Origin of the sequence: Clostridium sp. AF28-12 (genome assembly GCF_003435225.1) — a bacterium.
Taxonomy (GTDB): Bacteria; Bacillota; Clostridia; order Lachnospirales; family Lachnospiraceae; genus Pilosibacter; species Pilosibacter fragilis.
The window spans coordinates 76,832-97,008 of the sequence record NZ_QWGJ01000009.1 but is presented as its reverse complement, the minus strand read 5'-3'; the positions used below and the strand labels follow the sequence as shown (position 1 = coordinate 97,008).

At 47.6% G+C, this 20,177-nt stretch carries 16 protein-coding genes; 5 read left to right on the top strand and 11 right to left on the bottom strand.

Annotated elements, in window-relative coordinates:
• Positions 1-7 precede the first annotated feature (7 nt).
• The 5 genes from DWY93_RS09515 to DWY93_RS09495 all read right to left on the bottom strand — a co-directional run bounded on the left by DWY93_RS09515 (position 8) and on the right by DWY93_RS09495 (position 5,227).
• Positions 8-793, bottom strand: a complete 786-nt coding sequence (locus tag DWY93_RS09515; RefSeq protein WP_117470189.1) for an electron transfer flavoprotein subunit beta/FixA family protein — start codon at positions 791-793, stop codon at positions 8-10.
• Between the two features lie 54 nt (positions 794-847).
• The gene (locus DWY93_RS09510; protein WP_117470188.1) at positions 848-1,999 is read right to left on the bottom strand and encodes an acyl-CoA dehydrogenase; all 1,152 of its coding nucleotides are present in this window, start codon (positions 1,997-1,999) and stop codon (positions 848-850) included.
• Positions 2,000-2,345: 346 nt separating this feature from the next.
• Positions 2,346-3,185 carry a 3-hydroxyacyl-CoA dehydrogenase NAD-binding domain-containing protein gene (locus tag DWY93_RS09505; RefSeq protein WP_021905470.1) on the bottom strand — a complete coding sequence of 280 codons (840 nt, stop codon included), beginning with the start codon at positions 3,183-3,185 and terminating at the stop codon, positions 2,346-2,348.
• Positions 3,186-3,224: 39 nt separating this feature from the next.
• Complete coding sequence (locus DWY93_RS09500; protein ID WP_117470187.1) at positions 3,225-4,001, bottom strand: enoyl-CoA hydratase-related protein; 777 nt, start codon at positions 3,999-4,001, stop codon at positions 3,225-3,227.
• Between the two features lie 41 nt (positions 4,002-4,042).
• A complete protein-coding gene (locus DWY93_RS09495; protein ID WP_117470186.1) occupies positions 4,043-5,227 on the bottom strand; it encodes an acetyl-CoA C-acetyltransferase in 1,185 nt (394 codons plus the stop codon).
• Between the two features lie 481 nt (positions 5,228-5,708).
• Here DWY93_RS09495 and DWY93_RS09490 point away from each other — a divergent pair, with 481 nt between their 5' ends.
• Positions 5,709-7,052 (top strand): butyryl-CoA:acetate CoA-transferase, encoded by a 1,344-nt coding sequence (locus tag DWY93_RS09490; RefSeq protein ID WP_117470185.1) that lies wholly within the window; start codon positions 5,709-5,711, stop codon positions 7,050-7,052.
• A gap of 60 nt (positions 7,053-7,112) precedes the next feature.
• Here DWY93_RS09490 and DWY93_RS09485 read toward each other — a convergent pair whose 3' ends face one another.
• The 5 genes from DWY93_RS09485 to DWY93_RS09465 all read right to left on the bottom strand — a co-directional run bounded on the left by DWY93_RS09485 (position 7,113) and on the right by DWY93_RS09465 (position 14,695).
• Positions 7,113-8,018: a LysR family transcriptional regulator gene (locus tag DWY93_RS09485; protein ID WP_117470184.1), complete on the bottom strand. Its 906-nt coding sequence runs from the start codon at positions 8,016-8,018 to the stop codon at positions 7,113-7,115.
• Positions 8,019-8,598: 580 nt separating this feature from the next.
• The gene (gene argH, locus DWY93_RS09480; RefSeq protein ID WP_117470183.1) at positions 8,599-9,972 is read right to left on the bottom strand and encodes an argininosuccinate lyase; all 1,374 of its coding nucleotides are present in this window, start codon (positions 9,970-9,972) and stop codon (positions 8,599-8,601) included.
• Positions 9,969-12,719 (bottom strand): YfhO family protein, encoded by a 2,751-nt coding sequence (locus DWY93_RS09475; RefSeq protein ID WP_117470182.1) that lies wholly within the window; start codon positions 12,717-12,719, stop codon positions 9,969-9,971. Before DWY93_RS09475 ends, argH begins: the two co-directional genes overlap by 4 nt.
• A gap of 57 nt (positions 12,720-12,776) precedes the next feature.
• The gene (locus DWY93_RS09470; protein ID WP_181968524.1) at positions 12,777-13,250 is read right to left on the bottom strand and encodes a GtrA family protein; all 474 of its coding nucleotides are present in this window, start codon (positions 13,248-13,250) and stop codon (positions 12,777-12,779) included.
• Positions 13,251-13,414: 164 nt separating this feature from the next.
• Positions 13,415-14,695 carry an aminotransferase class I/II-fold pyridoxal phosphate-dependent enzyme gene (locus DWY93_RS09465; protein ID WP_015553791.1) on the bottom strand — a complete coding sequence of 427 codons (1,281 nt, stop codon included), beginning with the start codon at positions 14,693-14,695 and terminating at the stop codon, positions 13,415-13,417.
• 251 nt (positions 14,696-14,946) lie between these two features.
• Here DWY93_RS09465 and DWY93_RS09460 point away from each other — a divergent pair, with 251 nt between their 5' ends.
• From DWY93_RS09460 to gltS, 3 genes are all read left to right on the top strand, one after another.
• Entirely contained in the window at positions 14,947-16,245 is a 1,299-nt protein-coding gene (locus DWY93_RS09460; protein ID WP_015553792.1) for an ATP-binding protein, read from the top strand.
• Positions 16,242-17,084: a response regulator gene (locus DWY93_RS09455; RefSeq protein ID WP_117470180.1), complete on the top strand. Its 843-nt coding sequence runs from the start codon at positions 16,242-16,244 to the stop codon at positions 17,082-17,084. The genes DWY93_RS09460 and DWY93_RS09455 overlap by 4 nt, the downstream gene beginning before the upstream one ends.
• Before the next feature lie 216 nt (positions 17,085-17,300).
• Positions 17,301-18,491: a sodium/glutamate symporter gene (gene gltS, locus DWY93_RS09450; protein WP_015553794.1), complete on the top strand. Its 1,191-nt coding sequence runs from the start codon at positions 17,301-17,303 to the stop codon at positions 18,489-18,491.
• A gap of 136 nt (positions 18,492-18,627) precedes the next feature.
• On the opposite strand, the gene DWY93_RS09445 is transcribed toward gltS, so the two are convergent.
• Positions 18,628-19,350: a LysR family transcriptional regulator gene (locus DWY93_RS09445; RefSeq protein ID WP_117470179.1), complete on the bottom strand. Its 723-nt coding sequence runs from the start codon at positions 19,348-19,350 to the stop codon at positions 18,628-18,630.
• Between the two features lie 126 nt (positions 19,351-19,476).
• Here DWY93_RS09445 and DWY93_RS09440 point away from each other — a divergent pair, with 126 nt between their 5' ends.
• Complete coding sequence (locus DWY93_RS09440) at positions 19,477-20,133, top strand: MATE family efflux transporter (protein WP_117470178.1); 657 nt, start codon at positions 19,477-19,479, stop codon at positions 20,131-20,133.
• Positions 20,134-20,177 lie beyond the last annotated feature (44 nt).

Genomic DNA, 20,177 nt, shown 5'->3' with positions numbered 1-20,177 from the left:
TTTTGAATTAAAGTACATGTTTCTCAGTAAGTTTCTCAACAATGTAATTTGCAGCTGCGGACGGATCAAGGTTTGTCTCCTTAACGCCTGCACCCTTTCTTACTTTGTCGGAAGCCTTAGCGATCTGAGTCGGGGATCCCTTAAGACCAAGGTTGGAATCAAGGACATCTTTCAGATCTTTTCTGCCCCAAACGGTGATCTCTTTCTTGTATGCATCGAAGATTCCGCCCGGAGTCATGTAACGCGGCTCATTTAATTCAGAAAGTGCTGTAATTAAGCACGGCATTTTAGCCTTTAACATCATGTATCTATCATCGAACTGACGCTTAACGATTACAGAATCGCCATCGATCTCGATGCCCTCAGCATAGCTGATTACCGGAAGACCAAGGTGCTCGGAGATCTGCGGACCTACCTGAGCTGTATCACCATCGATAGCCTGACGGCCTGTGATGATGAGGTCATAGTCAAGGTTTCTTAAAGCACCAGCGATTGTCTGGGATGTAGCCCATGTATCAGCACCGCCGAGAACACGGTCTGTAACAAGGATACCGTTATCAGCGCCCATAGCCATAGCCTCACGAAGAACTTCCTCAGCCTTCGGAAGACCCATTGTAACTACTGTAACTTCTGCACCATACTGATCTTTTAAGCGAAGAGCTGCCTCCAGACCAGCTTTATCATCCGGGTTCATGATTGTGAGCATAGCTGCTCTGTCAAGTGTTCCATCCGGTTTGAACTTTACGCCGCCCTTAGTATCCGGCACCTGTTTTACACAAACAACGATTTTCACTGTATTTCACTCCTTATTTTCATTTATAGTTATGATCTTCCAGCTGTTAAATTATTATTTTAACAGTGCGCCGGAGATAACCATTCTCTGAACTTCACTTGTTCCTTCGTAGATCTCGGTGATCTTAGCATCACGCATCATACGCTCTACGTCGTACTCTCTGATGTAACCATAACCACCATGGAGCTGAACAGCCTTTGTTGTTACTTCCATAGCAACCTCTGCTGCATACAGTTTAGCCATTGCTGCCTCTACGCCGTAGGACTTCTGAGTAGCCTTAGCCATTGCTGCACGGTAAACCATCATCTGAGCAGCTTTTACCTTTGTTGCCATATCAGCAAGCTGGAACTGTGTGTTCTGGAACTGACCGATTGTGCGGCCGAACTGCTTTCTCTCTTTTACGTAAGCAACTGTTCTGTCAAGGGCGCCCTCTGCAAGACCAAGAGCCTGAGCAGCGATACCGATACGTCCGCCGTCAAGAGTATGCATAGCAATCTTGAAGCCCTCACCCTTCTTACCTAAGAGGTTGTCCTTCGGGATGCGGCAGTCTGTGAAAATAAGTTCATATGTTGCAGATCCGCGGATACCCATCTTCTTCTCTTTTGTACCAAAAGTGAAGCCCGGTGTACCTTTCTCTACGATAAATGCGGAGATCTCTTTCTGCATTTTGCCACGTTTCTCAACTGTGCCTGTAACAGCGATAACGATGTATGTATCAGCATACTTACCGTTCGTGATGAAGCACTTGGAACCGTTTAATACCCACTCGTCGCCGTCTAAAACTGCTTTTGTCTGCTGACCCTGAGCGTCTGTACCAGCGCCCGGCTCAGTTAAACCGAATGCACCTAACTTCTCGCCTTTTGCAAGCGGAACAAGGAATTTCTGCTTCTGCTCTTCTGTTCCGAATGTCATGATCGGATCCATGCAAAGGGATGTATGTGCGGAAACGATAACGCCTGTAGTACCGCAAACTTTGGAAAGCTCCTCAACGCACATAGCGTATGTAAGCGGATCACAGCCCTGTCCACCATACTCCTTCGGTACCGGAATACCGAGGAAACCGTTTTTAGCCATCTTCTCTACGGTTTCAACCGGGAATCTCTCTTCCTCGTCAACCTCCTGAGCAAGGGGTTTGACTTCCTTCTCGGCGAAATCGTGGAACAGTGTTCTCGCCATCTCATGCTCTTTACCTAATGTAAAATCCATGTTTTTAGTTCCTCCTTGTGAATTGTATCATGTATAACATAGGGAAATGTGGATGCTTCATTTCTCCGATGTACCTATCCATTGGACAAACGTGGTTTCCGCCCGCGTTTATCCTGTCCCGCATTTTGCGGATTCAAAATTCCCGGCATATAACCCAACATATATGCCCAGAATTCCGATTGTGAAAAAAAACACAATCTTAGTTAAAAAATAAATTTAGCGTTTTCTTTACCTCATAAACCTGCTTTCGCTGATATTTAGTGGAAAAAGTAAACGCTATCGGGTTATCTGCCTGACGGGATCAGATCCCCGTCAGGCATTTCCCATACCGGTAACTATCTCCGGATTATTTTGTGTAATCGTAGAAACCCTTGCCGGTCTTTCTTCCAAGAAGGCCGCCGCGAACCATCTTCTTAAGAAGCGGATGCGGACGATACTTCGGATCGCCTGTCTCTGTCTCAAGAACATTCATGATTGCAAGAACAACATCAAGACCAATCAGATCACCGAGAGCTAACGGTCCCATCGGATGGTTAGCGCCAAGCTTCATGGCAGTATCGATACCCTCTACGGAAGCAACGCCCTCAGCATAAATGCCGACTGCTTCGTTGACCATCGGAATAAGGATTCTGTTTACAACGAAACCTGCAGCCTCTTCTACCTGTACCGGAGTCTTGCCGATCTCTTCAGAGATCTTCTTAACAGCTTCAACATCTTCCGGCTTTGTGTTTAAGCCAGCGATAACCTCAACCAGCTTCATAACCGGTGCCGGGTTGAAGAAATGCATACCGATTACATGTCTCTCAACAGCGCTGCCGATCTCTGTAATGGAAAGAGAGGAAGTGTTTGTTGCAAAGATGCAGCTCGGTTTGCAGATCGCGTCGAGCTCTTTAAATGTCTGCTTTTTGATCTCCATGTTCTCGATCGCAGCCTCTACAACGAGGTCACAATCGCCGCAGATATCTTTCACACCAGTTGTGATCTTGTTAAGGATCTTGTCAGCCTCTTCCTGAGTCATTTTGCCTTTTGCGATTCTCTTCTCGAATCCAGCGGCAATCTTCTTCTTTCCGTTCGCTGCAAATGTTTCATTGATGTCGCAGAGCATTACCTCATAGCCTTCAGTCTGTGCGAATGCCTGTGCAATACCGGAACCCATGGTTCCTGCGCCGATAATACCAACTTTCATGATTTTATCTCCTTATATATGCAACAATGTTATGTAATCTTATCGATTTTTGAAGCCGTCCACTTTTCTCTTCTCGAGGAACGCCTTCATTCCTTCCTTCTGATCCTCAGTCTCAAAGCACTCGGAGAAATATTTCTCTTCGATAGAGATTGCGTGGTCAAGGTCGGAAAGGTAACCGTCTGTCAGGGACTCCTTGGAATTTCTGACAGCGATCGGTGCGTTGGAGGCGATCTTCTTTGCCAGCTTCATAACTGTCGGAATAAGCTCTTCCTTCGCACATACACCGTTTACAAGGCCGATCCGGTATGCCTCGTCAGCTTTGATATTGACAGCGGCATATACCATTTCCTTTGCCTTTCCGGTTCCGATCAGTCTTGCGAGACGCTGGGTTCCGCCGAATCCCGGAGTAATACCAAGACCAACCTCCGGCTGTCCGAATATAGCGTTTTCGGAGCAGTAACGGATATCGCAGCTCATTGCAAGCTCATTTCCACCGCCAAGTGCAAAGCCGTTGACAGCAGCGATCGACGGGATCGGAAGTGTCTCCAGCTTACGGAAAACATCGTTTCCAGCTTTACTGAATTCACGTGCTTCCTGTACAGTCATCGTGCTCATTGCAGCAATGTCCGCACCGGCAACAAAGGATTTCTCACCTGCGCCGGTCACAACCAGCACTCTTGTTGTACCAAGATCAATGCTGTCAAGAACAGCATCAAGGTCCTGAATAACCTCTGTATTTAACGCATTTAAAGCCTCCGGACGGTTGATGGTGATAACACCAACAAAACCGTCCTGCTCATATTTTACAAAACCCATATCGTTGTTCTCCTCAGATTTTGTCTATGCCCCAGATCAGATTAGTCTCTCTCTACGATTGTAGCACAGCCCATTCCGCCGCCGATGCAAAGAGTTGCAAGACCCTTCTTAGCATCTGCCTTCTCCATCTCATGAAGAAGTGTAACGAGAATACGGCATCCGGAAGCTCCTACCGGGTGTCCGAGAGCGATCGCGCCGCCGTTCGGGTTTAACTTGTTAAGGTCAAAGCCAAGCTCTTTGCCTACTGCTACAGACTGTGCAGCGAATGCCTCGTTAGCCTCGATGATATCGAAGTCTTTGATCTCCATGCCTGTTCTCTTGAGAACTTTTCTTGTAGCTGCAACCGGTCCGATACCCATGATCTTCGGATCTACGCCGCCGAGAGCACCGGCAACCCATGTAGCCATCGGCTTAACACCGAGCTCTTTAGCTTTCTCTTCGCTCATAACAACAACTGCTGCTGCACCGTCGTTGATTCCTGAAGAGTTACCAGCTGTAACTAAGCCGCCGTCTTTCTTGAATGCCGGTTTTAACTTGCCGAGTGTCTCAACCGTTGTTCCGTGACGCGGGCCTTCATCTGTATCTACGATAACTGTCTCTTTTTTCTTCTTAACTTCTACCGGAACGATCTCGTCCTTGAATGCGCCGGACTTCTGAGCAGCCTCTGCCTTCTGCTGGCTTACTGCAGCGAACTTGTCCAGTTCTTCTCTTGTAAGACCCCACTGATCGCAGATGTTCTCAGCTGTGATACCCATGTGGTAGTTGTTGAATGCATCCCAGAGAGCATCGTTAACCATTGTATCAACTAAGGTAGCATTGCCCATACGGTATCCGTAACGGCCTTTCATCATAGCATACGGAGCCATGGACATGTTCTCCATACCACCTGCAACAACGATATCAGCGTCACCGGAAAGGATCATCTCAGCTGCCATGTTAACAGCCTCAAGACCGGAACCGCAAACTACGTTGATCGTAACTGCCGGAACTTCGATCGGGAGACCAGCTTTTAATGTAGCCTGACGAGCTACGTTCTGTCCCTGACCAGCCTGGATTACACAACCCATGTAAACCTGATCAACAGCTTCCGGAGCTACACCAGCTCTCTTTAAAGCCTCTTTAATTACGATTGCGCCAAGTTCCGGAGCCGGGATTGTACTTAATTCGCCACCCATTGTTCCGATTGCGGTACGGCATGCACCTGCCAGTACAATTTTCTTTGCCATTTTCTTTTCCTCCTCATTATACCGCTGCCATGCTCTACACCATATAATTTTTCACAAGCAAGGCAGTATATTATGTATAACTAATAATATCACCAAACCGTTTTTGTGTCAAATAATTCTCAAAAGCTTTTTATATAATTTTTCTAAACAAATTAGAAAGTTTCCTTATCCTTTCGTACAAAAGTTACTTTTTTGCTTTGATGCGGTGTTTTGGCGCTTCGTCATGTTTTGCGAACATTTACGAAGCTTTTTCCCGGAATTATTGACCTTACACCCGGAAAATGTTAAAATAATCTCATAGTCTGTCCGTGCGGCGGTCTATATGGAAACAAGTGCTGCGGATCCGTTTGCATAAGCCTTTCCATATGTGCCGGCATAGGGCGAGCGCCCTGTGCTTCCTGCTTTCGTGTCAACGAAAACAGAAAACTCGCGCGATATATTGCTACTATATTTTTATGGTTACAAAGAGAGGGTATTGAAAATGGATTTCAAACAGATGTATCAGGAAAAGCTGGTTTCCGCAGAGAAGGCAGCTTCTGTAATCAAGTCCGGTGACTGGGTCGATTATGGCTGGACAACAGCGACACCGGTTGCTGTCGACAAGGCGATTGCGAAAAGACTTCCGGAATTAACAGACGTAAACTTCCGCGGCGGTATCTTAATGTGGGTGCCGGAGATCTTCAAGATTGAGAATCCGGCAGAACATATGACCTGGAACTCCTGGCATATGGGCGGTATCGAGAGAAAAGCGATCGCGCAGGGCTTCAGCTACTATGCTCCGATCCGTTACTCTGAGCTTCCAAGATATTACAGAGAATCCCAGACTAAGCCGGACGTAGCTGTATTCCAGGTTTCCCCGATGGACGAGCACGGTTTCTTCAATTTCGGACCGAACGCTTCCCATATGGCGGCTGTCTGCGAGACTTCCAAGGTCGTTATCGTGGAAGTGAACGAGAATATGCCGGTATGCTTCGGCGGCACTGAAGAGGGCGTTCATATCTCTCACGTTGACATGATCGTGGAAGGTGACAACCCGGCGATCGCTGAGATGGGCGGCGCTGCTGCTGCAAGCGATGTCGATGAGGCTGTCGCAAAGCTGATCCTTGAGGAGATCCCGGACGGCGCATGCTTACAGCTTGGTATCGGTGGAATGCCGAACGCGGTCGGCGCTCTGATCGCGAAATCTGACTTAAAGGATCTCGGCGTTCATACTGAGATGTATGTTGACGCATTCGTGGATATCGCAAACGCCGGAAAGATCACTGGCGCAAGAAAGAATATCGACAAAGGCCGTCAGGTATACGCATTCGGCGCAGGTACAAAGAAATTATATGACTATTTAAATAAGAACCCGGAGTGTATGTCCGCACCGGTAGACTACACGAACGATGTCCGCACGATCTCTGCTCTTGACAACTTCATGTCCATCAATAACGCTGTTGACCTTGACCTCTTCGGTCAGGTAAACGCAGAGTCCGCAGGAATCAAGCACATCAGCGGAGCCGGCGGACAGCTCGACTTCGTTCTGGGCGCTTACCTTTCCAGGGGCGGAAAGAGCTTCATCTGCTGCTCCTCCACTTTCAAGAAGAAGGACGGCACCTTAGAGTCCAGAATCGTTCCGACTCTGGCTCCTGGCTCCATCGTAACCGATACCCGTGCGAATATCCACTATCTCGTTACTGAGTACGGTAAAGTAAACTTAAAAGGTCTCTCCACATGGCAGAAGACCGAAGCGATCATCTCCGTAGCGCACCCGCAGTTCCGCGACCAGCTGATCGCAGAGGCTGAGAAGATGCATATCTGGAGAGCAAGCAACAAGCGCTGATCATAAATAAAATGCACAACAGGGGCTGTCAATGGCAGCCCCTGTTGTTGTATAATATGATCATGCATTCAGGATCGGATCCATCAATGTGATCCCCTTTTCATTTGCAAGCTTCCGTCTGCATATTTCCAGAAGAGGCTTCTGATATGGGGACTGGTCCTCCGTCCGGTACAGATAGTAGAGCGTTCTGCTTGGCGGCTCCACATCGAGTTCATGGATCGATACCGGCGTCGTCTTTAAGATGCTTTTTGCGACAGAGATCGGAAGAAACGCCCAGTTATCACCGTTCTGGGTGAAATACTGTAAAAATCCCATCTCATCCAGATAAACCTGTGGAACTGCCGCGCTGTTGAAATAATAGTTATGCCAGGTGTCAAAATTCTGATCCCACTGTGTCCGGATTTCCCGGCGCGGATCCAGCTCTGAGACTTTGATGTTGTGGGGAAGATTCAGATCTTTTCCCACTATCAGGCACAGTTTTTCCTTAAATAATACCTCCGTCTTTACCTGTGACGAATACATCGGATCCGTGATAAAGGCGATGTCCACCGTCTTGTTGTTTACATAGCTGTAAGCTTCACTCGAATGAAGTGTCGTCACATGGAGGCTGCATTCCGGCGTATTCCTTATAAATTCCTGAAACACCGTTGGCAGCATGAATGCAAGGAGGCTTCCGACACTGGCCACATAAAAACTCTTCTCATTGCTCAGCAATGCTTCCTCCTGAGTCTCATTCCAAAGTGCCTGCCAGCGGTGTGCAATTCCAACAAAGGCTCTCCCCTGTCTTGTCAGCTCCACATGACGGACTCCTTTATTCCGGATAAACAGGGAATAGCCCAGTTCTTCCTCCAGTGCGCGGATCCGACGGCCGAGAGCCGGCTGTGTGATATATAATTTTTCTGCCGCCGCAGAAAAGCTTCCGCACTGGGCGATCTTCAAAAACGCTTCAATTTCAAGAAACGTCATGTTCTATTCTCCTTTCTGTGCCGCAACACCAACATGTTCGATATCTTTTTTGCGTGAGCATCTTCATTTCATGCTGTTTCGTTCCAAAATGTTAATATTTATATTTATTATATCAAAACAGGGACGCTTTTACAATTCTATCAAACCATCTTACGATTTTGGGCACAAACGGTATTTTGCGCCCTATATGCCTGGACGTTCCAAAATATTAAGTTTTATTAATATTTAATATTATAATTTGTCACTTTTTATTTACTCATAACCATTTTACTTTCCTGACAAACCATGTTATAATACTCTAATGGAAGGAAGAGCCGCACCAACTCTTCCCGAAACTTTCTTCTCATTATATTATAACGCGATATTTAAAACGCACAGCCGCCTTGGAACGATATTTGGGGTATCGTCCTTGGCGGCTGTGTTCGTTATTCTGATTTGTTGACATTGTTCTCTTCTTGCCGGATGCTGCGCATCCGACAAGAAGCGTCGGGCGTCGCCCTTATAGAAAAAGGCTCTCAAACCACTGAGAAAATGTAAACATTTTTCAGTGGTCCGAAAGCCTTTTTCTGCAATGTCAACTTTAAGCGTTCAGTTCTTTCTTATAAACCTCAATGACTTTCTTCATCGCCTCCGCACCCGGAGCGCCGATGGTCACGCGTTTCTCCACGCATGTCTTCATGGAGATCGCATCGTAAATATCTTCCTCGAATACCGGGCTGATGGACTTGAACTGCTCCAGAGTCAGGTCATCCAATGCCTTGTTCTCGTTGATGCAGAGAAGCACCAGCTGTCCGATGATCCCGTGGGCATCACGGAACGGAACGCCGTGGTTTACAAGGTAGTCCGCAGCATCTGTGGCATTCGTAAAGCCGTTCTTTGCGCTGGCTTCCATCACATCTTTGCGGAATGTCATCGTAGATACCATACCTGTGAAGAGCAAGAGGCAGCCTTTCACGGTGTCGATGGCATCAAAAGTCAGCTCTTTGTCTTCCTGAAGGTCCTTATCGTATGCCAGCGGGATTCCCTTCATGACTGTCAGCATGGACATCAGGGCACCATAGACACGGCCGGCCTTTCCACGAATCAGCTCCGCGATATCCGGATTCTTTTTCTGCGGCATAATGCTGCTTCCTGTGCTGTAAGAATCATCCATCTCAACAAAACGGTACTCGTTACTGTTCCAGATGATGATCTCCTCGGAGAAACGGCTTAAATGCATGGCGATCGTGGAGAGTGCTGCCAGAAGCTCAATGAGGTAATCCCGGTCGGATACGGAATCCATGCTGTTTAAGGTTGGTCCGTCAAAGCCTAAAAGCTCTGCTGTGTACTCGCGGTCTAACGGGTATGTGGTTCCGGCAAGGGCACCGGATCCTAATGGGCAGTAATTCATGCGCTTTCTGATATCTGCAAGACGTCCCCTGTCACGGCGGAACATCTCGTAGTAAGCACCTACATGGTGAGCCAGAGTTACCGGCTGTGCTTTCTGAAGATGGGTAAATCCCGGCATGTAGGTGTGGAGATTTTCCTCCATAAGTTTTAAGAGAACCTTAAGAAGTCCCTTTAACAGGACATCTGTCTCATCGATCTCATCTCTTGTGTAGAGCTTCATATCGAGAGCGACCTGATCATTTCTGCTTCGCCCGGTGTGGAGTCTCTTTCCGGCATCTCCGATCCGTTCGATCAGGTTCGCCTCAACGAAGGAATGGATATCCTCGGATTCCGTTGTGATTTTTAAGGTTCCGTTGTCGATATCTTCACGAATACTCTTTAAGCCGGCAATGATCGCGTCACGGTCTTCCTCTGTGAGGATCCCCTGTTTCGCGAGCATCGTCACATGGGCGATGCTGCCTGCGATATCCTGTCTGTAAAATTTCTGATCGAAGGAGATGGATTCATTAAAATTGTGTACTAACTGGTTCTCTTCCTTCGTAAATCTTCCGCCCCAAAGTTTCATGTCTGTTCCTCCGTTGTCTGTTTTTTATGATCTATATGTTTCTCCGATTCCGGCATGTCGGGAATTTCGGAATCCGGTTTCTCCATTTCATTTAAGTTCTCTTCCGGTTCTTCATCAATCTCCGGAATCTCTTCAAATCCTTCTTCATCCACACGTTCTTCTGATTCCCGCTGCATTCTCCGGATCCTGAGCATCCGTGCTCGATCTCTCCGCCTCTCCATCTCTCTGCGCAAAAACCATAAAAAGATCAGGATCACGATCGATCCGCCTGTGATCAGGACGCCGGGCTTTAATCCCTCCGGGAAATAAGAAAAATCGATCACATGGTCCCCTGCGCCCACATCGATGGCGAGGAATGCGCCGAACGCTTTCCTCGTCTCCACCTTCTGCCCGTCTACCTTCACAGTCCAGCCCTTATCGAAGGGGATCGATGTGAAGAGCATTCCAGCCCGGTCAGCAGTTACAGTTCCGGAAAGCTTCGTATCCTTCCAGCTCGTCAGATGCATCGGCATCCGGTTCAGACGGTCATAGACCTGAATCATGGCATCCTCGGAGAACCGATAGGCAATGGCATTCAACTGCTCCCCCGCCTCATCTGCCGTGAGCTTCACTTCATATCCCGGAGACAGGGTTCCGAGTTCCAGAAGATATCCGCGGTCTACATTGCCAAATGACTTTGAACCCGACGGCAGATCCGCTTTCACGTTCTTCACCTTCTTATTCAGAACGAACACATAGTATTCCCCGGTCATATCCGGTGTGAAGGTGAACGTATTTTTATTCACTGTTCCGCCTGTATCTACAAGAACTTCGTCTGCCCCTGTGACCAGACACAGATCATTCTGTACTTCCGCGGGATTATCCATCTCATACTGCCAGTTCTCCTCAATATCCGAAGGAAGAACAAAGCCTAGCGGCAGTGTATACAGGTTCTCATAGAGATATGTCCCGCCGCTCTCCCTCAAATACATCATAAGCTCCGTGTTGGACACTGCATCGGAATAGAGCGCATATTTTACGGAAAAGATGCTGTCCACAAGCGGTGTGCTGCCCGTGATGCTGTAGGCGTTCGTGGAGGACTCGCATCCAAGCTTCTTAAAGATCTTCGAAAGATCCGCGTTTGCCGTTGAGGAGAACAGGGATACCGACGGGAAATTCATCCATGCGCCGTCGTTTTTCGTCTTCCTCGTCTTTTTCTCCACCCGGTAGAAATCCGATGCCGGTTCCAGAGAATCCTTCAAGATCCGGGCCTCTTCGTTATCCGCAGTGTAGGATTCACGGCTCGTGGTCGTGACACTCGTCACGGTTGTATTGATGGCTGCCTCCATGGAGACCAGCGCCAGTGCCAGAAAGCCGGCTAAGGCCCGCCTTCCTCCTTTATAAATGTAGATCAGTCCCGCGTAAGCCGCAAGGAAGATGATAGACACATAGTAGACAATAAAGTGGAAATGTTCCTGTGTCACCAGCTTTTCTGCCAGAAGTACAAAACAGATGCTTCCCCAGAACGCGACAGCAACATACTTTTTCGGTGTCTCATCCAGATGCGCATAAGCCCGGAAGCAGATAAACAGCATCAGGAAGATATAGATGAAGGACTGTCGGCATGGAAGGCTGTTCGGATAGTGGAATCCATGCCAGATAAAATTCAGCACATTCATGGAAAAGCTTGCAAAAAAGAGCAGCAGCAGTCCGCAGTACACAGCCTTTTCCTTCACGGAGATCTTCTTACATGCCAGATACAGCAAAAAGAAGAGAAATACCGCGACGCCGCAGTAAATATTCGGCCAATGGTCCAGACCGATCTCCGTCTCCACATTTCCGATATGGCGGGCGATCATGTCGAAGATCGGGAAATAGGAAGTCCACGCCTTTGGGAAATCAAAGTTGCCGGATGCCGTGCTCTGGAGCGCACAGATCTCCGGCAGCAGAACTCCCGCCGCGAGTCCGCCGGAAAGCAGGGAGTAGATTCCAAATCTCACGCAGCTCTCCACGTATTTTCTCACCGGACCCGGCTCTTCTAAAATAAGAAGCGCGATGAAATAAAGCACCAGAAACAGGCAGGTCATGATGGAGATATAGTAGTTGGACAGGATGGAAAGCCCAAGGGTCACGCAGTAAAGCATTCCCTTCTGCTCCCTCACAAGACGCTCCAGTCCGTAAACGATCAGCGGGAAGAGGAGAATGCAGTCCAGCCACATGATGTTCCAGCTGTACGCCGCCATATATCCGGACAACGCATAAAAAATCCCGAAAAATCCGACACCCAGAATACAGTTTTTACTGTGCTGCTTTAAATACCAGGCAAAGCTGAGTCCCGAAAGTCCGATCTTTATGACGATCATGATCGTCATGAATTCGATGATGAATTTTTTCGGGCAGAGCAGGATCAGCCAGTTTAAAGGGCTTGCGAGATAATATGCGTAAAGCGCCGCAAAATTAACACCCATTCCCACATCCCAGCTGTACAGAAGACTTCCGCCTGTCCGCAGCTTATGCTGGAATTCTGAGAAGAACGGGGCGTACTGATGATACATGTCCGTCCTCAGAAAGCACCTCTCGCCGAACGGGAAGATCCCTCTCTGGGCAAATATGCAGATCATAACGAGTACCGGGACAAAAAACGCGATCATAAGACCGTCTCTCGACTTTAACACCGGCACCGTTCGTCGTTTCTTCTTACGCGCTTCCGGGATTCTTTCTGGTATTTCTTCCCGGACTGCATCATCAATTTCTTTTATTTCTGTCATACCGTAAAACTCCTCCGTCTACGCAAAAGGTATTTCGCACTCCAAGATCTGATCCGGTCATTTGTTTTTGTCATTCGTAAAAATCAGGATCTTGCTAAACACATAATTCAGTATCACGACCACGACTGAGATCAGAAGCTTGCAGAGAAAGAACTCCATCTTCATGAGATCCACCATAACAAACAGTGCCGCGAGATTAAACAGGAAGGTCGCTACCCGGCAGAGAACAAATGGAACAAATTCTCTCCATACCTTCCCCGGATTCAGCGTATGGCTCTCAAACACCCACCACTTATTCGTCACAAAAGCGAACAGCACCGCAGCCACCCACGCAATGGTCTGAGCAGGAACCGGATCCATCTTCCATATATAATATAGAAGATTTGAGATCGCATAGTCGATCACTGTTGTCAGGACACCGAAGATCAGGTAAGCGATCCCCTCGCGGGCCAGACCGGACTTTCTCTTTCCTGTCTCCTGCTCCGCCGGATCATCCGGTTTCTTTTTCTGATTTATATCTTTTTCTTCCATAAATAATTCCATCCCTCTATCTTTCTCGATAGTCTTTTTCATTTTAGTATACCAACGCAAAAAAGTAAAGGACTGACAGCCGGTAATTCGGCTGTCAGTCCCTCTTTTTTTACGATCATTTCAGTTTTTATTTCTCCGGCAGCCTGTCTGCCGTTTTTCCCACTTTATTCAGCAAGAAGCTTGTCGATACTTACAAGTTTTACGCATACACAGAAAATCTCAGCTGCAAGCTTCAGATCTTCCAGTGTCGGGAAGGACGGAGCAATACGGATATTGGAGTCATGCGGATCCTTGCCGTATGGGTAGGTTGCACCTGCGCCTGTCATAACAACACCGGCATCCTTACACTTTGCAACGATCGCCTTCGCGCATCCATCAAGAGAATCGAAAGAAACGAAATATCCTCCGTTCGGTTTTGTCCACTTACCGATCTCAAGTCCGGCGAGCTCCTTATTTAAGATCTCGTCAACCGCCTCGAATTTCGGGCAGAGGATCGCGGCATGTTTTGCCATCTGAGCCTTGATTCCATCAAGGTTCTTGAAGAAGCGCACATGACGGAGCTGGTTGATCTTATCATGGCTGATAAACTGTACGTTCATCTGTTTCTTCATATCTTCGATATTCGCCTTGGATGTAGCGATTGCGGAGATAGCGGAGCCCGGGAATGTGATCTTCGCTGTGGAACCGATCTTATATACCATATCCGGATTTCCGGCTTTTGCACACTCGGAGAGGATATCAAGGATATGATCCGGATGATCCGGGTGTAAATGATGTACGCAGTAAGCGTTATCCCAGATGATTCTGAAGTCTTTTGCTGCCGGCTTTAAGTTTGCGAATCTCTTTACTGTTTCGTCGGAATAAGACTGTCCGGACGGGTTCGAATAAAGCGGAACGCACCAGATGCCTTTTACGGTCTCATCGTTATTTACATATTTTTCAACAAGATCCATATCCGGACCATCAGCTGTCATCGGAATATTGATCATTTCGATACCGAAGTACTGGGTGATCGCAAAGTGTCTGTCATATCCCGGAACCGGGCAGAGGAATTTTACTTTGTCGAGTTTGCACCACGGAGTGCTTCCGCAAACACCATGTGTCCAGGCACGGCTTACCGTATCAAACATCAATGTCAGGCTGGCATTTCCGTACATAACGATATTTTCAGCCGGAGCATCCATCATAGCTCCCATCAGCTCTTTTGCTTCCTGAATACCGGTCAGGATTCCATAGTTTCTTACATCGCCGTCAGCGGAGATATAGTCGCTGGAGCTGTTTAAGACATCCATCATCGGAAGGGAAAGGTCGAGCTGCTCCTTACATGGCTTGCCACGTGCCATATTCAGGCTTAAATTTTTTCCCTGATACTCTTTGTACACAGCCTCAAGCTGCTCCTTTAAAGATGCAAGTTCTTCCTTTGACATTTCGCGGTATGGTTTCATGTCAGTATCCTCCTCATTTTTTCGTTTTTTACAGCACCGAAAACCCCTTACGGTGTCTGTCCCCTATGACTATATTATAATCGAATACCGAAAATCTTACAACACAAAAAATAAAGTTTCGCCCTATTTTTCTCACAATTTTGAGCCTTCTTACAAAAATATCTTAACCCTCGCTCCGTTGACTTTTTTTTAACAATAACGTATCATTATATTATTGATTTTTATCGAACAGCCACAGAGGGGGATACCGAATGATAAATGAAAATAAGAGCGTCAGGGATCTGAAACGCATGGTTCTGATCGGAGCGATCGTCGCCCTCGTATCCCAGCTCTACTGGAATCTTTTTGTATATAATTTCCGTATCTCTTCTTCCGTTATCGTGCTCCCGGTCCTCTTAATGACGCTGGGAAAAAATCTTTCCACGACGATGACCTGTTCGGTAACTGCAGTGATCGTTTTTCTGTTCCGACTGATTGCAGCGGTAAACGGCGGTGCTGATCTCATAACATCCGCGGAAAATTTATTTCCAAACGCGGTCTTCTATTTCTGCTACGGGATCATCTTTAACGCCATGATCCCCGGAAAACATACCGTGTCCTTCAGCCGGTTATTTCCGGCGGTCTTTTTTGCAGATTTTGGATCGAATCTGGTGGAACTCTGTATCTCAGAGAGCTCACTCCACACTATGACACCGGAAAAGGCCGGATACCTTCTCCTGATCGCCCTGTTCCGGACTTTCCTCACAAGCCTGATCTTAATGGCGGAAAGTCACTACCGGACTCTTTTAAAAAACGAAGAGCACGAGAACCGTTACCGCCGCCTGTTCTTAATGACTACAGGCTTAAAGAATGAGATCTACTTCATGCGGAAGAATTCCGAGGAGATCGAATCCGTCATGGCGAACGCCTATAAGCTCTACGAGAAGTTAAACGAGATGGACGTGCCGGATGATATGAAGCACATGTCACTCTCCATCGCGCGGGATGTCCACGAGATCAAGAAAGACTATATCCGGATCATTCAGGGAATTGAGGAGGAGATCTCCGAGGAATACGATGAGAAACGGATGAGCTTTCAGGATATCTTAAAGATCCTTGAAGACACCACCTACCATATGCTGGAGGCGAAAAATGTCCATATCCAGCTGGAGTTCCGATGCTCGGACAACTTTATGACCGAGGAGCACTACGAACTCATGGCCGTGTTAAAAAATCTTGTCAACAATGCCATTGAGGCCATCGAATCCGACCGGAAGATCGGCACGATCTGCATCGAAGAGCACCTTCGTAACGGGAACTACATCTTCTGTGTCACAGATGACGGACCGGGAATCTCACCGCGCCATCTGCCGAACATTTTTAAAATGGGATATTCAACGAAATTTGACCATAAGACCGGAAATATCTTCCGCGGTGTCGGCCTTTATGGGGTAAAAATGACCGTGGAGGAACAGTTTAAGGGAACCATCGAAGTGAGATCGGAGCAGGGCAGCGGAACTGCCTTTACCGTTGTGATTCCGGCGGCTTCCCTTGTGGAGGAAGAATTATGAGAATCTATATAGTAGAAGACGACCTGTCCGTCATCAACATTTTAGAAGACATCATCGAGACACAGGGACTCGGAGAAATCTGCGGCGATTGCGGCGGAGAGCCAGCAAACCTGTCCGACGTGCTGCGGGCAAAGCCTGATGTTGTCCTCGTCGACTTTTTCATGCCGGTAAAGGACGGCGTTGAATTTGTAAAGGAGCTGCGGGCTGTGAACACCACGGTCAAATGTATTATGATCTCCCAGGTGTCCGCCAAGGAGCTGATCAGCAAGGCCTACAGCGCCGGGATCGACTTCTTTATCAGCAAGCCGATCAACCTGATCGAGGTCCGTTCCGTATTAAAAAATGTGGAACAGCAGATCACAAATGAACACACTCTGGCGAATATCCGCCGGATGTTCATGAACGAGATCGACCATATGCCAAAGGGAACGAAGCCGGAATCAGATGACTACGGCAGGAAATTAAAATACATCTTAAACCGCGTCGGCATGTCCGGAGAAAAAGGATGTCCGGATATCATAAAGATCTGCGAATATCTTCACGAGAATCATATTCCTGTATCCAATTTAAGTGTGTCGCAGATGTGCGAGGCGGTCAGTGATTCCCCGAAAAATATGGAGCAGCGGATCCGCCGTACCATCGCAGCCGGAATGTCCAATATCGCCCATATGGGAATCGAGGATTTCATGAACGAGACCTACACCCTGTACTCCGGAACCCTGTTCTCCTTTGAGGATGTGAAGGCGGAGATGGACTATCTCAGAGGAAAGCGCTCCTCAGGAGGGAAGGTCAGCATCAAAAAGTTTATTGACGGACTGATGCTGGAAGCAGAGCGCTAAAACATATTAATTTCTATACGCCGGAATATCTTTTTTCGGCGTATTTTTTGTGGGTTCAGAACTTTTCACATGTTTTCAACTATTACATGTAGAAATCTTGTTAAGAATTTACAATTTTTTGTTAAGTAATTTTTGTAACTTTTTGTAACTTTATGATTTTTTTTGAAGGAACATTCTTATACTCTGACCATAAAAGGTATGGAGGTATAAAAAACTATGTTACAAATTGAACTTAACATGTATCAGGCAGTCGCAGTTGCTGCTCTCGTTCTGCTTCTTGGACGTTTCCTTGTAAGCAAGATCCCATTCTTAACAAAATACTGTATTCCTGAGCCGGTTGTCGGCGGCGTTGTTTACGCAGTTGTTCACCTGATTTTAAGATCCGCAGGAATCCTCGAAATCTCTTTCGACAACACTTTACAGTCCTTCTTCATGACTGTATTCTTCTGTAGTGTTGGTTACACCGCATGTTTCCGTCTCTTAAAGAAGGGCGGCGTTCAGGTACTCTTATTCCTGTTAGTTTCCATTATCATGGTTGCTCTTCAGAATGGCCTTGGCGCTGTACTTGCCGGTGCTTTCCATCTCGACCCGAGACTTGGTCTTGCGGTTGGTTCCATCCCGATGGTCGGCGGACATGGTACCGCAGGTGCATTCGGACCGGTTCTTGAGGAAGCTGGTGTTGCAGGCGCTAACGCGGTTGCGATCGCATCCGCAACCTTCGGTCTTGTTGCCGGCTGTATGATCGGCGGACCGCTCGCTTACCGTCGTATCCATTCCCTGAACTTAAAGTCCACAGAGACTGCTACCGGCAGTGATGAGGTTACAGTTGATAAGAACGAAGTTACCGGCGCGATCGATTCCAGAAGATTCCTGGACAGCGCATTATACCTTGCAATCGCAATCGGTGCCGGCACGATCGTTTCTTTATTCCTTAACAAGTTAATGACATTCCCGAGCTACATCGGAGCAATGGTTGTTGCTGCTATCATCCGTAACATTGTTGACGCAACCCACAAAGATATGCCGATGGAAGAGATCAGCACGATCGGAAGCTTCTCTCTTTCCTTATTCCTTGGTCTCGCAATGATGGGATTAAAGTTATGGCAGCTTGCAGAGCTTGCACTTCCGATGATCGTAATGCTTGCGGCACAGACAGTTCTCATGGCAATCTTCGCTTACTTCGTAGTATTCAACCTTCTCGGAAAGAACTACGACGCAGCCGTTATGACATCCGGCTTCTGTGGATTTGGTATGGGTGCTACACCGAACGCTATGGCAAACATGCAGGCGATCACCGCAAAGTATGGTCCGGCTCCGACCGCATACTTCGTAGTGCCGTTAGTAGGAAGTCTGTTCATCGATTTCTTCAATGCACTTATTATTACGACATTTATGAACTTCCTGTAAGATCCAATTTGGGATCATAGATTGTAACTCTTGAAAAAGGGCCCGCACCGGAATCCTGGGGTATGTTCCGGTGGCCGGGCTCTTTTTCCTGTCTGAAATTTAATTGTAAATTTTTCTGAACGACCAGAATCTCTCTTTATCTTCCTGAAAACAGTTCTATCCCATCGATCATCTGCAGTTCTTCTCTCACACACTGAAAAAATCTTCGGATCTGATCATCCATCCGGTTCTCTTTTGTGAGTCCATAGATCGTCATGTCCTCCGGTCCGCCTTCCATCGGACAGATCCACACGTCTTGTCTCTTGAATCGCCTTGCAACAAGAAGCGGGATCACCGCCCATTTTTTTCCATTCAGAAAGTATTCCAGAAATTCCATCTTATCCGCTGTGAGACTCGGATTTGCATCCAGCGGAAACCATCGGCTGTGCCAGATATCATATTCCGGATTCCACGGCAGCCGGATCTGTTCTTCCGGATCCAGCATATCCGGAGTCACTCGCCCCGTTTCTCTCCAGCTCTCACCACCGGCAAACACGAACGGCTCCCTGAACACCGGGAACGGAACTATTCTTCTGGAATTTAAAAGATCCGAGACCAGAGCCACATCAACACTTCCATTTTCCACATACCCATAAATATCAGAAGAACGCCCCGTCTTAAATTCAATGCTGCAGGTGTCCCGAGCGGACATCATTTCTTTCAATACAGCCGGCATCAGATAAAAAGCAATGCTGTTCACTGTGCTGACCCGCAGAAGCGGACTTTTCTTTCTTCTCGGTATCTCCTCCGCCTCCCTGTAAAGTGTCAACAGGCGTTCCGCGACCGGAACGAATTCTTTTCCATTCTCTGTAAGTTCCACGCTTCTCTGACCGCGTCCACGATCCTGTCACAGTTTTTCTCCGCAATCTGCTGTTTTCTGTATCTGCGGGATACTTATCCGGGACTGCTCTGCCGCAGAGAAGATATTGGTGCTCATAAGGATCTTATGATCCACACTCTGCGCTACGGTCTCATCTCGGCGCTTCAGGCCTCCAGCCTGTATATCGGAAAGATTCTTGTTCAGGGCAGTGTCAATACACTCGGAACACCGGGAATCGCTGCCTATACGGCAGCGACCCGCATTGAGGGATTCGCGAATTCCTTCGGTGACAGCGGAGGAAATGCGGTCTCCGTCATGGTCTCCCAGAATCTTGGGGCTGGAAATCATGACCGGGTGAAAAAAAGTCTATTTTGGGGGCTGATGTTAAACTGGACGGTCTGTGTGGTGATCTCCCTTTTCATGTTCTTTGGTTCCAATCCTGCACTCCGGCTGTTTTTGAGTTCTTCAGACGAGCTGGCTCTCTATTACGGAAACAGTTATATAAGACTGATCTCTGTTTTCTATATATTCTGCTTTACAGGAAGTGCTTACATGGGATACTTTAAAGGACAGGGTTACATGGTCATCGCCTTCTGCGGAACAACCCTACACATTATTTTCCGTGCGATCTGTTCCGCCATCATGATCGGAAAGATGGGGCTCACCGCGGTTGCTCTCTTTTCCGGTCTCGGCTGGATACTCTGTGTGACATTCCTGACGATCAATTTTATCCGAATCGCAGGGAAAAACGCAAACATTCCATTCTCCCATGATCCGAACTGACGCCGGGTCCTTGTTCCCGTGCAGGGAGGCGGGCAAATTCTGAA

Coding starts and splice junctions, on each gene's coding strand:
- DWY93_RS09510 (WP_117470188.1), bottom strand. CDS start 1,999: ATGGATTTTACATTAGGTAAAGAGCATGAGATGGCGAGAACACTGTTC.
- DWY93_RS09505 (WP_021905470.1), bottom strand. CDS start 3,185: ATGAAAGTTGGTATTATCGGCGCAGGAACCATGGGTTCCGGTATTGCA.
- DWY93_RS09500 (WP_117470187.1), bottom strand. CDS start 4,001: ATGGGTTTTGTAAAATATGAGCAGGACGGTTTTGTTGGTGTTATCACC.
- DWY93_RS09495 (WP_117470186.1), bottom strand. CDS start 5,227: ATGGCAAAGAAAATTGTACTGGCAGGTGCATGCCGTACCGCAATCGGA.
- DWY93_RS09490 (WP_117470185.1), top strand. CDS start 5,709: ATGGATTTCAAACAGATGTATCAGGAAAAGCTGGTTTCCGCAGAGAAG.
- DWY93_RS09485 (WP_117470184.1), bottom strand. CDS start 8,018: ATGACGTTTCTTGAAATTGAAGCGTTTTTGAAGATCGCCCAGTGCGGA.
- argH (WP_117470183.1), bottom strand. CDS start 9,972: ATGAAACTTTGGGGCGGAAGATTTACGAAGGAAGAGAACCAGTTAGTA.
- DWY93_RS09475 (WP_117470182.1), bottom strand. CDS start 12,719: ATGACAGAAATAAAAGAAATTGATGATGCAGTCCGGGAAGAAATACCA.
- DWY93_RS09470 (WP_181968524.1), bottom strand. CDS start 13,250: ATGGAAGAAAAAGATATAAATCAGAAAAAGAAACCGGATGATCCGGCG.
- DWY93_RS09465 (WP_015553791.1), bottom strand. CDS start 14,695: ATGAAACCATACCGCGAAATGTCAAAGGAAGAACTTGCATCTTTAAAG.
- DWY93_RS09460 (WP_015553792.1), top strand. CDS start 14,947: ATGATAAATGAAAATAAGAGCGTCAGGGATCTGAAACGCATGGTTCTG.
- DWY93_RS09455 (WP_117470180.1), top strand. CDS start 16,242: ATGAGAATCTATATAGTAGAAGACGACCTGTCCGTCATCAACATTTTA.
- gltS (WP_015553794.1), top strand. CDS start 17,301: ATGTTACAAATTGAACTTAACATGTATCAGGCAGTCGCAGTTGCTGCT.
- DWY93_RS09440 (WP_117470178.1), top strand. CDS start 19,477: ATGATCCACACTCTGCGCTACGGTCTCATCTCGGCGCTTCAGGCCTCC.